Source organism: Sinomicrobium sp. (assembly GCA_029266035.1).
Taxonomy (GTDB): domain Bacteria; phylum Bacteroidota; class Bacteroidia; order Flavobacteriales; family Flavobacteriaceae; genus Sinomicrobium.
In genome coordinates this window covers 1-14,067 of record JAJUFH010000023.1, presented here as the reverse complement: position 1 = coordinate 14,067, position 14,067 = coordinate 1, and the positions used below count along the sequence as shown (strand labels likewise).

The following is a 14,067-nucleotide window of genomic DNA, read 5'->3' as shown; positions in this document are numbered from 1 at the left end:
AAATCCGGAAAAAATGAATAAAAAAGTTCGAGTGCGTTTTGCCCCCAGCCCTACCGGACCGCTACATATTGGCGGAGTACGTACGGCGTTGTTCAACTATCTGTTCGCCAAAAAACACGGTGGTGATTTTGTACTTCGCATCGAAGATACCGATCAGGGGAGATATGTTCCCGGAGCGGAAGACTATATTGTAGCGGCCTTGAATTGGTGCGGTATTCCCTTTGACGAAGGTATAGGCAAAGACAAGGGATACGGCCCTTACCGACAGAGTGAGCGCAAACACCTTTACAAAGATTACGCCGACGAGCTGATCGCTAAGGGAAGTGCATATTACGCTTTTGACACAGCCGACGAGCTCGATGCACTACGCAAATCATATGAAGCTGAAGGGAAAACTTTTATATACAACTGGCACAACAGAAAAGAGTTAAAAAACTCGTTGTCGCTCACTGAACAAGAGGTGCAATCGCGCTTGGAAAGTGGTGCCGACTACGTGCTCCGCTTTAAGTGTGACCAGGGTGAGTCTCTAGTTCTCAACGATCTAATTCGCGGAGAGATTACCATAGATACCGGAATACTCGACGATAAGATTCTCTTTAAGAGCGACGGTATGCCTACCTATCACCTCGCCAATATCGTAGACGATCACCTGATGGAAATCACCCATGTAATCAGAGGAGAAGAATGGCTTCCTTCTTTGGCTTTACATCACTTGCTCTATCGGGCTTTTGGATGGGATGCACCTGAATTTGCTCATTTACCTCTTATCTTAAAACCGACGGGCAAGGGAAAATTGAGCAAGAGAGATGGCGACAAATTGGGATTCCCGGTCTTTCCTCTGCAATGGACCGATCCAAAAACAGGAGAGATTTCGAGAGGCTATCGCGAAGACGGTTATTTTTCGGAAGCTGTGATAAACTTTCTCGCTCTTTTGGGGTGGAACCCCGGTACGGAACAAGAAGTCTTTAGCCAAAACGAGCTTATAGATGCATTCCTCTTGGAACGAGTCAATAAGTCCGGTGCGCGATTCGATCCGGAAAAAATAAAGTGGTTCAATCACCATTACCTACAACTAAAAGACAACGCTCAAATTGCCGAGGCCTTTTCCGAACTACTTGCTGAAAAGGGCATCACTACTACCCTACCCCTAGAAAAAATAGTGGGACTGGTAAAAGAAAGGGCCACCTTTATCTCCGATTTGTGGGAACAAGCATCATTCTTTTTTAAGTCGCCCGACAGTTACGACGCAAAAGCCTTTAAAAAGCAGTGGAAAGAAAATACCGCCTCACTCCTAAACCAGCTTGTAAAGGAAGTATTGGAATCCGCAGACGACTTCAGCGCTACTCTCACCGAAACAGCTGTAAAACAATGGATAGCTGATAACGAGCTCGGTTTCGGACAGATTATGCCACCTCTAAGACTCGCACTGGTAGGAGCTATGAGAGGTCCGCATATTTTCGATATTACCGAATTGATCGGAAAGGAAGAAACTATTTTGAGAATACAAAAAGCTATCACAGCACTAGGATAAATAGCAATTATTTAACACTCAAAAACCTCGTGGAACAAATTCTATGAGGTTTTTTGCGTATATTCACCTGTGAAAATGTTTGGTGTTTGGTGTTTGGTGTTTGGTGTTTGAAATTTGAAATTTGAAATTTGAAATTAAAACTTACTGTGAATAACTATAAATTAATCAATTAAAATAAAGCCTATGAACATTATTATTTATCCTTTGATATTTTTCGGGATTGTCATTTTCTTATCGTCATTTTTTATCGTCAAGCAACAGACCGCTGTTGTGATAGAACGATTCGGGCGTTTTCAGAGCATACGTCATTCAGGACTACAATTAAAAATCCCTTTGGTAGACCGTATCGCGGGACGATTGAGCCTGAAGATACAGCAACTCGATGTAATTGTAGAGACCAAAACTCTAGACGACGTATTTGTAAAACTGAAAGTATCGGTTCAGTATGTCGTTATTCGAGACAAGGTGTATGAAGCCTTTTACAAACTGGAATATCCTCACGACCAGATCACCAGTTATGTCTTTGATGTAGTCCGTGCAGAGGTGCCGAAAATGAAACTGGACGATGTGTTTGTCAAAAAAGACGATATTGCCATAGCGGTAAAAGGAGAATTACAGGATGCTATGCTCGAATACGGTTACGACATTATCAAGACCTTGGTAACCGATATCGATCCTGACGCTCAGGTAAAATCGGCTATGAATCGCATCAACGCTGCCGAGCGCGAAAAGATCGCAGCTCAGTTTGACGGTGATGCCGAACGCATACGCATAGTAGAGAAAGCTAAGGCTGAAGCTGAAAGCAAGCGCCTACAAGGACAAGGTATAGCAGATCAGCGAAGAGAAATAGCAAGAGGTCTCGAAGAATCTGTCGAAGTGCTGAACAGAGTAGGCATAAATTCGCAAGAAGCTTCTGCGCTTATCGTAGTGACTCAACATTACGACACCTTGCAATCTATAGGTGAAGAGACCAACAGCAATCTCATCCTTCTGCCCAACTCTCCGCAGGCAGGTACCGATATGCTAAACAATATGGTCGCTGCATTTGCAACGAGCAACCAAATCGGTGAAGCGATGAAAAAAGGTAACGCAAAAGGCAACGACCAAGCCGACAAGCAGGAATAATCCTCAAAAAAGGCAAATAAGCCATTTTCCCGAGGTTTTATATTAAAAATGAGGGATATAGCCGAACAAAAAACGATCTTCATTATACACAAAACTATGAAGGTCGTTTTTTATTAATTTGATTGATGTTATTCCGTAATTCTATAATTTTTGATTATAATAAAAATTATATATTAGATTTTTGTTTACCATAGGTCGTTATAATATAAATGCTGTGAATTCTGATTATTATATTTCCACTGACAAATCCATGCTCAATTTGGATTTAATAGAAGATTTTTTAGCTCGCCAATCGTATTGGGCCAAGGGGAGAAAACGCAAGACCATAGAAAAGTCGATTGCTCATTCCCTTTGTTTTGGAGTATATGACCATGAGGGACAACAACTCGGTTTTGGCCGGGTGGTTACAGATTATTCTGTTTTTGCTTGGATTATGGATGTTTTTATCATTCCCGGGCATCGAAAAAACGGCCTTGGGCGTATGCTGCTCGAAAACATAATATCGCATCCTGAACTTTCGGAAATAGAAAAATGGGGACTCAAAACTCTAGATGCCCACGGCTTATACAAAAAGTTCGGATTCCATACTACTACGCAATCCGAACTTATTATGGAAAAAATTGTCTTTAGCTAAAGAATAATAAAAGTTATAAGCGTTTTTCCCATTTTTTAGGATTTACCGATGTATGGAAAACTCCCAAAATTATTATTTCTTTATGAACATCATTCACACGAAAATGAATTCCAAAAGGAAATATTTTGGTGTACGCAATTCTCACCTCTTTATACTTTTTTTGAAAAATAAAAGGATCCGAAATTATTTGCTGAATTGTAGATTTAACCTCCTTTGAAAAACGAGTTTCCAATCCATCTCGTTGATTTTTATACCAATCTCTAGCCCTAAAAATATCATTCTCTACACCTGTATGGTAAAAGGCTACAAACTCCATTTTTACCTGTCTAAAACATCAAATAACCGATCAATAGGTAACAGTTGTTTAGGGTCTTCTTCTATATCTTTTAGCCTTTGATCTATAATATCCTTTTGCCATTTAGGCAAATCCTTATGGATAGATTCAATTTCAGGAAAATAGCTTTTTATATACTCCCATTCTTTCATCGGAATAAAAACACCTGTAGGTTTTCCCTTATGATCTTTTACAATTTGTGTTTTCATATCACTTCTATTTACCTATAAAAATAGAATAAAAATATTGAAATCCAGGTAAAACATCACTTTTTATCATCGATCTTCGCCCAGCTATCTCTCAAACCTACGGTTTTATTGAATATCAATTTTCCGGGTTTTGAATCGCGATCTACGCAAAAATACCCCAGTCTTTGGAATTGGTATTGCGCTCCGGGTTCAACATTTTCGAGTGAGGGTTCTAAATATCCTGTAGTAATTTCCAGAGAATTGGGGTTTATGAATTCCATAAAATCCTTATCCTTATGCGCATCTGGTTCCGGGTCGGTAAACAGCCTGTCATAGATACGAACCTCTGCCTCTATAGCGTGCTTTACAGACACCCAGTGCAGGGTCCCCTTTACCTTTCGCATACTCTCTTCAGTACCACTACCACTCTTGCTCAGCTCATCGTAGGTACAGCGAATCTCGGTAATATTGCCATCGGCATCCTTAATCGCCTCCTCTGCTTTTATGATATAAGCATTTTTTAGACGAACTTCTCCTCCGAGTTTCAGGCGGAAAAACTTTCTGTTGGCCTCTTCTCTAAAATCTTCCCTTTCGATATAAATCTCTCTCGAAAAAGGCACTTTTCTCGATCCTGCCGATTCATCTTCGGGATTGTTCTCTGCATCCAGCCACTCCTCCTCCCCTTCCGGGTAATTAGTAATCACCACTTTTACAGGGTCTAACACTCCCATTACTCTCGGTGCTTTTTTGTTGAGATCTTCTCGAATACAGAATTCCAACAGAGACACATCGATAAGGTTATCTCGTTTAGCTATACCGATAGTAGCAGTAAAATTGCGAATGGACTCCGGGGTATATCCTCTTCTTCTCAAACCGGAAATAGTAGGCATACGAGGGTCGTCCCATCCAGAAACAACACCTTCTTTAACCAATTGCAACAGCTTTCGCTTGCTCACTACGGTATGACTCAGATTACGACGTGCAAATTCACGCTGTTTAGGCATTACTCTTCCCTCTTCGTACACATGCTTCAGAAACCACTCGTACAACTCTCTGTGCATGGCAAATTCAAGCGTACAGAATGAATGAGACACTTGTTCTATATAGTCGCTCTCCCCGTGTGTCCAGTCGTACATAGGATATATAGGCCATTCGTTACCGGTACGGTGGTGTTCTCTATGCATAATCCTGTAAATCACCGGATCGCGCATCAACATATTAGACGATGCCATATCTATTTTTGCCCTTAAAACATGGGTTCCAGGCTCAAATTCTCCAGCTCTCATACGTTTAAAAAGATCGAGATTTTCCTCTACAGAACGATTTCGGAATGGGCTCTCCTCCCCCGCTTTGGTAGGTGTTCCCTTTTGCGCGGCAATCGCTTCGGAGGTCTGACTGTCTACATAAGCCTTTCCATTCTTTATAAGTTCTATCGCCCAATCGTACAACTGCTGAAAGTAATCGGAGGCGTAACACTCTTGTTCCCATTTAAAACCGAGCCATTCCACATCTCTTTTTATGGCATCTACATACTCCTGTTCCTCCTTTTCCGGATTGGTATCGTCGAACCTCAGGTTTACCGGAGCATTGTAGGTCAACCCCAGTCCGAAATTCAGATAGATAGAACTGGCATGCCCTATGTGTAGATATCCGTTGGGTTCCGGTGGAAATCGGAACCTGAGCTTATCTTTCGGAAATCCTTGCTCGATATCCTTTTCAATAATATGCTCTATAAAATTTAGCGATCTTTCTTTTTCCGACATAACAGTTGTTTTTCTTTAACACACAGCCCTTAATTTAAAATAGTCGAGTACTGCCGACTGCAAAAATACGTCAACGATTTGAATTCGGAATACCACAGAGCTCTAAAAACGCCAAAGTGGTAACAATCTGTAGTATACGACTTATAAGCAGTACATTCAAATATTGGTCTATTGCTTTGTGATTGCCCACGATAGCCTTACTTTTGCATTTCTATACCGCAGTTGTAAAAATCAATTGCAATCACAGAGAAAACTATGGGAATCATAAAACTTTCAAATATTCGTGTATACGCTTATCACGGATGTCTTATAGAAGAGGGAAAAATAGGCAGTGATTACCGTGTAGACGTATCCGTTACGGCCAATTTGCAACCTTCGGCTACCTCAGATCAGCTCAGCGATACGGTAGATTATGTACATATTAACCGCATTGTAAAAGAAGAGATGTCAGTGCGTTCTAAACTTCTCGAACAGGTGTGCAAACGCATTATAAATCGGATCTTCAGTGAAATAGAGATTGCTCGAGAAGCTACAGTAGAAGTTTCAAAAATAAATCCACCCATAGGAGGCAATGTGGAAATGGTGACCATAGGCATGACTTTAGATCGTAACGACAACAGTGAATCGACCCCTTTATAAGCTGATCAATCGGGATAAATTCTCAGGAGAATTCAAAACTATTATTTTAGTGGATTAAAAAATAAATTAGTAGATTTGCCGTCCCGATACAGGGCACCGTGGCCGAGTGGCTAGGCAGAGGTCTGCAAAACCTTGTACAGCGGTTCGAATCCGCTCGGTGCCTCAAAAAAACGTCTTGTGGAATATTCTACAAGGCGTTTTTTTTGAGAATAATTACTTACTTCTGATATCCTCTATGGCTTCTTTAATTTTTTCTTTTTCGGCTGGAAACAATCCCTGTACAATAAGTGCCACTCCAAAAACCATCAGTACAATACTTATCACTCTCTTTACTTTGTAGATACGCCAAGGGGTGAGTTTTCCTTTCAACTGTTTAGCCAATACTATTTTGATACAATCAATACTTAAATAGGTAAGGATAATGGTGGTAAAAAAGGTAATAATCCGCTGTGGTTCCATGTTTAATTTCGGTCCGAAAACAATAATAACTCCCAGCCAAAATCCGAGTACTCCTATATTGATAAAATTGAGTAAAAACCCCTTAAAATACAGGGCTGCATAGTTTTTTCGATAGATGGAAAAATCGTCCATATTGTCGGCATTTCTCAGATATTCTCTCCGTATTTTCACAAAAGAAATAAGGCCGTAACACAGTAGAAGTACCCCTCCAAAAATAAAAAGTGCTGGATCGTCCTTGAGTTTTTCAAGAATCTGATTGGTACTGAAATAGGCGATAAGTATAAAAATTATATCGCTGGTAATCACACCTAAGTCGAATGCAATACCAGCCCTTATCCCTTTGATAGCGCTGGTTTCTAACAGTACAAAAAACACCGGTCCTATAGTAAAGGCCAGTAAAATACCCCACGGAATGGCAGCGAGAATATCCTGCATTGCGTCAATTAATTACTCTTCTATGATTTTTCCTCCCAAAAACGTTTGCTTCTCTAATACTTCAGGTTTTCCATAAACCTTAACCGTTCCTCCGGCTCTTACTTTTACATCAGCATATTCAGTCGCTTTGATACTGGCATTACCTCCAGCGTTGAGATTTATGGTAGTCTGCTCGGTGGTCAACTCGCTTCCGTTAAACACTCCACCTGTGTTGACTGCAACTTCTTGGTTTTTAGATTTTCCCTTTACGGTAAGTATTCCTCCTGTCACCGCCTTCGATTTCAGTTTATCCACGTCTAAAGCAATATCTATCTCTCCACCTTCCTGAGCCTTCAGCTCAAGGCTCACCTGTTTAAAAGTTTCTGGCGAACCTATAAAAGCATTCTCATTGACATCGATAATACTCAGTTTCTGCTTGTAGTGTATTTCTACAAATGTTTTGTGCCCGCTAAACGCCTTTTTTATATTCATGCGCAACTTGAGTACTCCGTTGTTGTTTACTACGCTTACAGACTCTGCATCTTCTCCCGAAATAATAATTTTGTTCTCCTCAGAAGGAAAGAGCTGTGCAGAAATACCGTCAAATACCTTTACTTCATCAAATTTTCCCATTTCCTTCTCTATGCTCTTCTGAGCAAAAGTACAGGTACTCACCAACAGTACCACCACAAAAAATATGCGCTTCATAAAATTCAATCTTTTAATCTTAGAATCTGATTGGACAAACCCTAATGTATTCGCTGTCCATCAGCGTTCAATAATCATTCCAAATATACCGTTAATCTTCGGCTTTTCCCAGTAATTCGAAGTCTAGATGGCGTTTTACCAAGTCGGTGCTTTTCACTTTTACAATCACTTCATCGCCCAGTTGGTACATATTTTTGGTCACCTCACCTACCAGTGCATACTGTCGCTCATCAAATACGTAATAATCGTCGCGAATCTCACGAATTCTAATCATACCTTCGCATTTATTCTCGATAATTTCGACATAGATACCCCATTCGGTAACACCGGAAATAACTCCGACAAACTCTTGGTCCTTGCGGTCTTCCATAAACTTGATCTGCATATACTTTACAGAATCCCTTTCAGCACTTACCGCAAGATTTTCCATAGAAGAAGAATGCTTGCATTTCTCTTCGTAAACTTCCTCTTTTGCCGACTCACCACCATCCAAATAGTGCTGTAACAGTCGGTGAACCATCACATCGGGATACCTCCGTATGGGAGAGGTAAAATGCGTGTAGTAATCAAAAGCCAATCCGTAATGCCCTATATTATGCGTGGTGTATTCGGCCTTGCTCATGGTACGTATAGCCAAAGTATCGACCATATTCTGTTCCTTCTTGCCCTGAACATCCCTGAGAAGGTTGTTTAGAGAGCTTGTAATGGTCTTTTTACTCTTCATATCAAGAGCATATCCAAAACGCGAAACAATGCCCTGCAACTGTATTAATTTGTCCTCATCCGGTTCGTCGTGCACTCGGTATACAAAAGTTTTTGGAGGTTTTACCTTTCCGATATACTCTGCCACCTTTCGGTTGGCCAACAGCATAAACTCCTCTATGAGTTTGTTGGCATCCTTACTCTCTTTAAAGTAAACTCCGGTGGGTTCATTATCCTCATTGAGGGCGAACTTCACCTCCACCTTATCAAACGAAATAGCGCCGTATTTCATTCGCTTTACCCTCATTATCTTGGCTATTTCATCCAGTTTCAGAATAGCGTCGGCTACCTCCTGTTCTACTTTGTACTCCTCTCCGCTTAGCGATACCTCTTTTGGCACTACATTGTCCTGTCGCTCTATAATAGCCTGAGCTTCTTCATAAGCAAAACGCCGATCGGAATAGGTTACTGTACGCCCAAACCACTGTTCGAGCACCTCCCCTTTTCCATTCATTTCAAAGACTGCGGAAAAGGTGTATTTTTCTTCATTCGGACGCAGGGAACAAGCATTGTTCGACAGTATTTCGGGCAGCATAGGCACTACGCGATCTACCAGGTAGACCGAAGTAGCCCGGTTGTATGCCTCTTCGTCGAGAACACTCCCCGGCTGTACGTAATGCGACACATCGGCAATGTGTATTCCCACTTCAAAATTTCCGTTGTCTAGCACTCTAAAAGACAGCGCATCATCGAAGTCTTTTGCATCTGCCGGGTCTATGGTAAAGGTGAGCACCTCACGCATATCGCGTCGTTTCTTTATTTCCTCGGCTGTGATAGAAGTATCTAACTGATTAGCATAGTGCTCCACTTCTTCCGGAAAGGTGTATGGCAAACCGTATTCAGCGAGAATGGCGTGCATTTCGGTATTGTGCTCTCCCGGTTTACCGAATACTTTTTGAATTTTGCCGTAAGGCGAATCGGCCTTATCCGGCCAGTCTTCGATCTCCACCAATACCTTATCGCCGTGTTCAGCGCCGTTTATTTTGTTTTTAGGCACGAAAATATCGGTATACATGCGAAAATCTGTAGGTAGTACAAAGGCAAAATTTTTCTGCATCTGAACTACTCCTACAAAAGCTGTCTTTTTTCTGTTGATAATCTTGGTAATCTCTCCCTCTAGCTTCTTTCCGTTTCGCGATCGCCTTGGAAATACATACACCTCTACCTCATCTCCATGCAAGGCTTTTCCCAGCATATTCGACGGTACAAAAACATCCTTTTCCAGCTCGTCACAAATCACATAGGCATTTCCCCTACCCGTAATATCTACTATCCCTGTAAAATAATTGAGTGAAGGTATGGCTTGATACTTACCTCGTTCTACCTCTTTAATAGATTTCTTTTCCTTGAGTTCTACCAGTTTCTTTATGAGTATATTGCGCCTTCCAGCATCGGTAATATTCAGTTTTGAAGCAATCTGTTTATAGTTGAATGATTTGTTGGGATCCTTTTCGAGTACAGAAAAAATACCCTTGATAATTTCACTCTTTTTGTGCTTCTCAGCACGTTTTTTCTTTCTTGACATATAATCGTTTCTATTATGTTCGAAAAGTACAAATAATAATCGAAGTAACATGGCGAGAGTGTATAACTTAAAAATTAAATAAAGTAATATTTCCCTATTTTTATACACCTATAACACCAAACTAAGTCGATGGAAGAATTTGTAACTATAGCGGTCTTTACATACCCCTACGAATACGCGGTGCTCCGCCTCGCTTTGGAAGATGCCGGAATTCCCCATGTCTTCGAGAATGAAACCATGGTAAATATAACCCCCTTCTACTCCAATGCCCTTGGCGGAATACAGCTAAAAGTACATCACAAAGACGTAGATATCGCAATTGAAATCTTGAGAGAATTTGAAGATAAAGGCACTACAATGAGAATTGTTTGAGTATTATTTCCAGTTTAACCACAAGAAGTAATCAACAACAATTAACATTATCATTATAAATTCTTTTTTTTTAAAATATTTTTTGATGTGTTATTATGGGCTGTTAATTTGTGGTGTAAGTTTTTCCGGAAAAACTTGACTTTGTCTCTTATTAAAAATTATACCGGGTAATCAACAGTTTTTACCCACTATAAGCTCTTCATTTCTACGGATAAATGAGAAGTAATTAACAGTTGTGAACAATTGTAAATAACAGTTTTTATTTGATAAATAGCAGTACCAATAAGTGTTGATAACTGTGTTTTTAAACTTGATAACCAACCGAGAAATTTTAAAAGAATCCACTTGATTAATCCGAATAAAAAAGCATATTGCAATATATTTTGATAAAAACAAATTATTTTTTGAGATTATAGCCTATAAATATCAACAGTTAGTGTTAAGGTATAATTAATTCATTATTAAATATTTATAAAATCAAATTAACAAGGCTGTTTATAGCGGTTCAAAAGCCTTATTTAGTACCTTTGCGTACACATATATAAACGTTTACACCATGAAAATTTCTATAGGCAACGACCACGCAGGTACTTCGTATAAATTTGCGATAAAAGAACTGCTCGAAGATATGGGGATCACAGTGACCAATCACGGTACAGATGCCGATAGCAGTGTGGATTATCCAGACTTTATTCACCCGGTAGCGGACGATGTAGAATCGGGCGAAGCCGATTTTGGAATTATTATCTGCGGAAGTGGTAACGGCGCTGCAATCACAGCCAACAAACACCAAAAAATTCGAGCTGCACTCTGTTGGACCAAAGAGATTACTCAACTCGCTCGCGAACACAACAACGCCAATATATTGAGTATTCCCGCTCGTTTTGTTTCCTTGCCACAGGCCTTAGATATGGTAAAGACCTTTTTGAATACAGAATTTGAAGGAGGAAGGCATCAAAACCGCGTAAACAAGATACCTCTTGGTTGTTCATAAATCCGATTTATGCTTTCAATTTCGGTAAAATCGTTTGACGAACTCGGTCTGCAAGAATTATACGATATACTCCAATTGCGATCGGAGGTGTTTGTGGTGGAGCAAGACTGTGTTTATCAAGATCTAGATGGCAAAGATGCTTATGCTCTGCACCTGATAGGGAAAAAAGATGATGAGGTAGTGGCGTATACCCGGATTTTTAAACCCGGAATGTATTTTGAAGAGGCGAGTATAGGGCGCGTAGTAGTCAGAGAAAGTTACAGACAATACGGTTATGGACACGAAATTATAAAGGCTTCTATAAGCGCTATCTCCACTCATTTTTCCGAAGAGAGAATACGAATATCAGCTCAGGAATACCTGCTTAAATTTTATGAAAAACACGGATTTAAGCAGATAGGCAAAGGTTATCTGGAAGATGGTATACCTCATATTGCCATGATACGGTGATATTTTATGGATCGATATGCTAGTAGGGTATCCATTCCAATCTCCTCTAACACGAAAATTCGTATCTCCGGTATTAAAAAAGTAGGTATAGCTATTTAGTCGTTGAGTTTCAATACAGCCATAAATGCCTGTTGAGGTATTTCTACATTACCTACTTGGCGCATTCTCTTTTTACCTTTTTTCTGTTTTTCGAGCAGTTTTCGCTTTCGTGAAATATCGCCCCCATAACATTTTGCGGTTACGTCTTTACGCAAGGCTTTAATAGTTTCGCGAGAGATGATTTTTGCCCCAATTGCGGCCTGTATCGGAATGTCGAATTGCTGGCGTGGAATCAGTTCCTTGAGCTTTTCACACATCCTTTTGCCGATATCGTAGGCATTGTCGGCGTGGATAAGCGCTGAAAGCGCGTCTACCGATTGCCCGTTGAGCAGTATATCTACTTTTACCAGTTTTGAGCTGCGCATTCCTATAGGCGAATAATCGAAAGAAGCATAACCTTTAGAAACCGTTTTCAATCGGTCGTAAAAGTCAAAAACAATTTCTGCCAGTGGAATGTCAAAATTGAGCTCTACTCGCTCCGGGGTGAGATAGGTCTGATTGGTAATCTGTCCCCTTTTGTCTATACAAAGGCTCATTACCGGTCCTACAAAGTCGGCTTTGGTAATAATAGTCGCTTTGATATAGGGCTCCTCTACCCTATCCATTCCTGACGGATCGGGCAAGTCGGAAGGGTTGTTGACTACGATGGGGGTATCCGGTTGTTTTTTGCTGTAAGCGAGGTAGGATACGTTGGGTACAGTAGTGATTACCGTCATATCGAATTCCCTTTCCAAACGCTCTTGTATGATTTCCATGTGTAGCATACCGAGAAATCCACAGCGGAAACCAAATCCCAATGCCGCAGAGCTTTCAGGAGTAAATACCAGAGAAGCATCGTTGAGCTGCAGTTTTTCCATAGAGGCGCGAAGTTCCTCATAATCTTCGGTATCTACCGGATAAATACCGGCAAAGACCATCGGTTTTACATTCTCAAAACCGGCAATCATATTTTTTGTAGGCGTTTTTGCATCGGTAATGGTATCCCCCACCTTAACTTCTCGAGCTTCTTTTATCCCTGAAATAAGATAACCTACATCTCCTGTTTCAATGACCTGTTTTGGATGTTGAGTGAGTTTGAGTGTACCGATTTCGTCGGCATAGTACTCTTTTCCGGTAGCCATAAATTTAATTTTCTGCCCTTTGGTAATCTGTCCGTTCATCACTCGGAAGATTACTTCAATCCCCCGAAAAGGATTGTATACAGAATCGAAAATCATAGCCTGTAGGGGTTCGTCGGTATTTCCCTTTGGCGGTGGTACCCTTTCTATTATGGCTTCGAGTATTTTATCTACTCCCAGTCCGGTTTTACCACTGGCGGGAATCACTTCTTCCGGATCACATCCCAATAGGTCTACAATATCGTCGGTAACCTCTTCCGGATTGGCGCTTGGGAGATCTATTTTATTCAGTACCGGAATGATTTCCAAATCGTTTTCCAAGGCCAGATATAGGTTGGATATAGTTTGCGCCTGTATGCTCTGTGCAGCATCTACGATGAGCAATGCACCCTCACAGGCCGCAATAGAACGCGATACCTCATAAGAGAAATCTACGTGTCCGGGAGTATCTATCAGGTTTAGGGTATACGTTTCTCCCTTGTGAACATATTCCATCTGTATGGCGTGCGATTTGATAGTAATACCACGCTCGCGCTCCAGATCCATATTGTCGAGTAACTGATCTTGCTTCTCCCGTTCCGTTACCGATCCGGTATAGTCCAACAACCTGTCGGCCAAGGTACTTTTCCCGTGGTCTATATGTGCGATAATGCAAAAATTCCGGATGTGCTTCATAGCAAAGGTTATATGTCCCTTATTCTCCGGAATACCTCCCGGTTTTTTAGGACAGGTTTAATTTGCAAATATAATTTTATTTTGGGTTTAGATTGTAGTTTTTTAGTTGGTGATTTATGGTTTGTTGTTGTTGTTCTGACCTTGCCTGAATAAGCTTGCCTTTTTTCAGGTTAATAATTAATGATTACTGTTGGTCTTTCTTTTGGGGCGCGCCCCAAAAGAAAAGTTTCAAATTCTTCTGGTTTCATATTTTTTAGTGAACCATGTGGTCGTTGTG

The 14,067-nt window shown here is 40.7% G+C and carries 14 protein-coding genes and 1 tRNA gene; 8 read left to right on the top strand and 7 right to left on the bottom strand.

Going from position 1 to position 14,067, the window contains the following annotated elements:
• Positions 1-13: 13 nt before the first annotated feature.
• From gltX to ACYZZR_RS10610, 3 genes are all read left to right on the top strand, one after another.
• Positions 14-1,531 carry a glutamate--tRNA ligase gene (gene gltX / locus ACYZZR_RS10620; protein WP_461533983.1) on the top strand — a complete coding sequence of 506 codons (1,518 nt, stop codon included), beginning with the start codon at positions 14-16 and terminating at the stop codon, positions 1,529-1,531.
• Between the two features lie 183 nt (positions 1,532-1,714).
• On the top strand, positions 1,715-2,656 hold the full coding sequence (locus ACYZZR_RS10615) for an SPFH domain-containing protein (protein WP_461533982.1): 942 nt from the start codon (positions 1,715-1,717) through the stop codon (positions 2,654-2,656).
• A gap of 214 nt (positions 2,657-2,870) precedes the next feature.
• Entirely contained in the window at positions 2,871-3,290 is a 420-nt protein-coding gene (locus ACYZZR_RS10610; protein WP_461533981.1) for a GNAT family N-acetyltransferase, read from the top strand.
• 13 nt (positions 3,291-3,303) lie between these two features.
• On the opposite strand, the gene ACYZZR_RS10605 is transcribed toward ACYZZR_RS10610, so the two are convergent.
• Genes ACYZZR_RS10605 through ACYZZR_RS10595 form a run of 3 tightly spaced genes read right to left on the bottom strand, consistent with a single transcriptional unit; the run spans position 3,304 to position 5,575 of the window.
• Complete coding sequence (locus ACYZZR_RS10605) at positions 3,304-3,606, bottom strand: type II toxin-antitoxin system RelE/ParE family toxin (protein WP_461533980.1); 303 nt, start codon at positions 3,604-3,606, stop codon at positions 3,304-3,306.
• A gap of 2 nt (positions 3,607-3,608) precedes the next feature.
• Positions 3,609-3,833, bottom strand: coding sequence for an addiction module protein (locus tag ACYZZR_RS10600; RefSeq protein WP_461533979.1), 225 nt, complete (start codon positions 3,831-3,833; stop codon positions 3,609-3,611).
• Between the two features lie 56 nt (positions 3,834-3,889).
• Entirely contained in the window at positions 3,890-5,575 is a 1,686-nt protein-coding gene (locus ACYZZR_RS10595; protein WP_461533978.1) for a glutamine--tRNA ligase/YqeY domain fusion protein, read from the bottom strand.
• 255 nt (positions 5,576-5,830) lie between these two features.
• Here ACYZZR_RS10595 and folB point away from each other — a divergent pair, with 255 nt between their 5' ends.
• On the top strand, positions 5,831-6,214 hold the full coding sequence (gene folB / locus ACYZZR_RS10590) for a dihydroneopterin aldolase (RefSeq protein ID WP_461533977.1): 384 nt from the start codon (positions 5,831-5,833) through the stop codon (positions 6,212-6,214).
• A gap of 92 nt (positions 6,215-6,306) precedes the next feature.
• Positions 6,307-6,377, top strand: a tRNA-Cys gene (locus tag ACYZZR_RS10585).
• A gap of 50 nt (positions 6,378-6,427) precedes the next feature.
• On the opposite strand, the gene ACYZZR_RS10580 is transcribed toward ACYZZR_RS10585, so the two are convergent.
• The 3 genes from ACYZZR_RS10580 to rnr all read right to left on the bottom strand — a co-directional run bounded on the left by ACYZZR_RS10580 (position 6,428) and on the right by rnr (position 10,082).
• Complete coding sequence (locus tag ACYZZR_RS10580; protein WP_461533976.1) at positions 6,428-7,108, bottom strand: LysE family translocator; 681 nt, start codon at positions 7,106-7,108, stop codon at positions 6,428-6,430.
• 12 nt (positions 7,109-7,120) lie between these two features.
• Positions 7,121-7,795 (bottom strand): head GIN domain-containing protein, encoded by a 675-nt coding sequence (locus ACYZZR_RS10575; RefSeq protein ID WP_461533975.1) that lies wholly within the window; start codon positions 7,793-7,795, stop codon positions 7,121-7,123.
• Between the two features lie 91 nt (positions 7,796-7,886).
• Complete coding sequence (gene rnr, locus ACYZZR_RS10570) at positions 7,887-10,082, bottom strand: ribonuclease R (protein WP_461533974.1); 2,196 nt, start codon at positions 10,080-10,082, stop codon at positions 7,887-7,889.
• 129 nt (positions 10,083-10,211) lie between these two features.
• On the opposite strand from rnr, the gene ACYZZR_RS10565 reads away from it, so the two are divergent.
• The 3 genes from ACYZZR_RS10565 (at position 10,212) to ACYZZR_RS10555 (ending at position 11,898) form a co-directional block, all read left to right on the top strand.
• A complete protein-coding gene (locus tag ACYZZR_RS10565; RefSeq protein ID WP_461533973.1) occupies positions 10,212-10,454 on the top strand; it encodes a putative signal transducing protein in 243 nt (80 codons plus the stop codon).
• A gap of 556 nt (positions 10,455-11,010) precedes the next feature.
• Positions 11,011-11,448, top strand: coding sequence for a ribose 5-phosphate isomerase B (rpiB, locus tag ACYZZR_RS10560; protein ID WP_461533972.1), 438 nt, complete (start codon positions 11,011-11,013; stop codon positions 11,446-11,448).
• 9 nt (positions 11,449-11,457) lie between these two features.
• The gene (locus ACYZZR_RS10555) at positions 11,458-11,898 is read left to right on the top strand and encodes a GNAT family N-acetyltransferase (protein WP_461533971.1); all 441 of its coding nucleotides are present in this window, start codon (positions 11,458-11,460) and stop codon (positions 11,896-11,898) included.
• 95 nt (positions 11,899-11,993) lie between these two features.
• On the opposite strand, the gene lepA is transcribed toward ACYZZR_RS10555, so the two are convergent.
• A complete protein-coding gene (lepA, locus tag ACYZZR_RS10550; RefSeq protein WP_461533970.1) occupies positions 11,994-13,790 on the bottom strand; it encodes a translation elongation factor 4 in 1,797 nt (598 codons plus the stop codon).
• Positions 13,791-14,067 lie beyond the last annotated feature (277 nt).

Coding starts and splice junctions, on each gene's coding strand:
- gltX (WP_461533983.1), top strand. CDS start 14: ATGAATAAAAAAGTTCGAGTGCGTTTTGCCCCCAGCCCTACCGGACCG.
- ACYZZR_RS10615 (WP_461533982.1), top strand. CDS start 1,715: ATGAACATTATTATTTATCCTTTGATATTTTTCGGGATTGTCATTTTC.
- ACYZZR_RS10605 (WP_461533980.1), bottom strand. CDS start 3,606: ATGGAGTTTGTAGCCTTTTACCATACAGGTGTAGAGAATGATATTTTT.
- ACYZZR_RS10600 (WP_461533979.1), bottom strand. CDS start 3,833: ATGAAAACACAAATTGTAAAAGATCATAAGGGAAAACCTACAGGTGTT.
- ACYZZR_RS10595 (WP_461533978.1), bottom strand. CDS start 5,575: ATGTCGGAAAAAGAAAGATCGCTAAATTTTATAGAGCATATTATTGAA.
- folB (WP_461533977.1), top strand. CDS start 5,831: ATGGGAATCATAAAACTTTCAAATATTCGTGTATACGCTTATCACGGA.
- ACYZZR_RS10580 (WP_461533976.1), bottom strand. CDS start 7,108: ATGCAGGATATTCTCGCTGCCATTCCGTGGGGTATTTTACTGGCCTTT.
- ACYZZR_RS10575 (WP_461533975.1), bottom strand. CDS start 7,795: ATGAAGCGCATATTTTTTGTGGTGGTACTGTTGGTGAGTACCTGTACT.
- rnr (WP_461533974.1), bottom strand. CDS start 10,082: ATGTCAAGAAAGAAAAAACGTGCTGAGAAGCACAAAAAGAGTGAAATT.
- ACYZZR_RS10565 (WP_461533973.1), top strand. CDS start 10,212: ATGGAAGAATTTGTAACTATAGCGGTCTTTACATACCCCTACGAATAC.
- rpiB (WP_461533972.1), top strand. CDS start 11,011: ATGAAAATTTCTATAGGCAACGACCACGCAGGTACTTCGTATAAATTT.
- ACYZZR_RS10555 (WP_461533971.1), top strand. CDS start 11,458: ATGCTTTCAATTTCGGTAAAATCGTTTGACGAACTCGGTCTGCAAGAA.
- lepA (WP_461533970.1), bottom strand. CDS start 13,790: ATGAAGCACATCCGGAATTTTTGCATTATCGCACATATAGACCACGGG.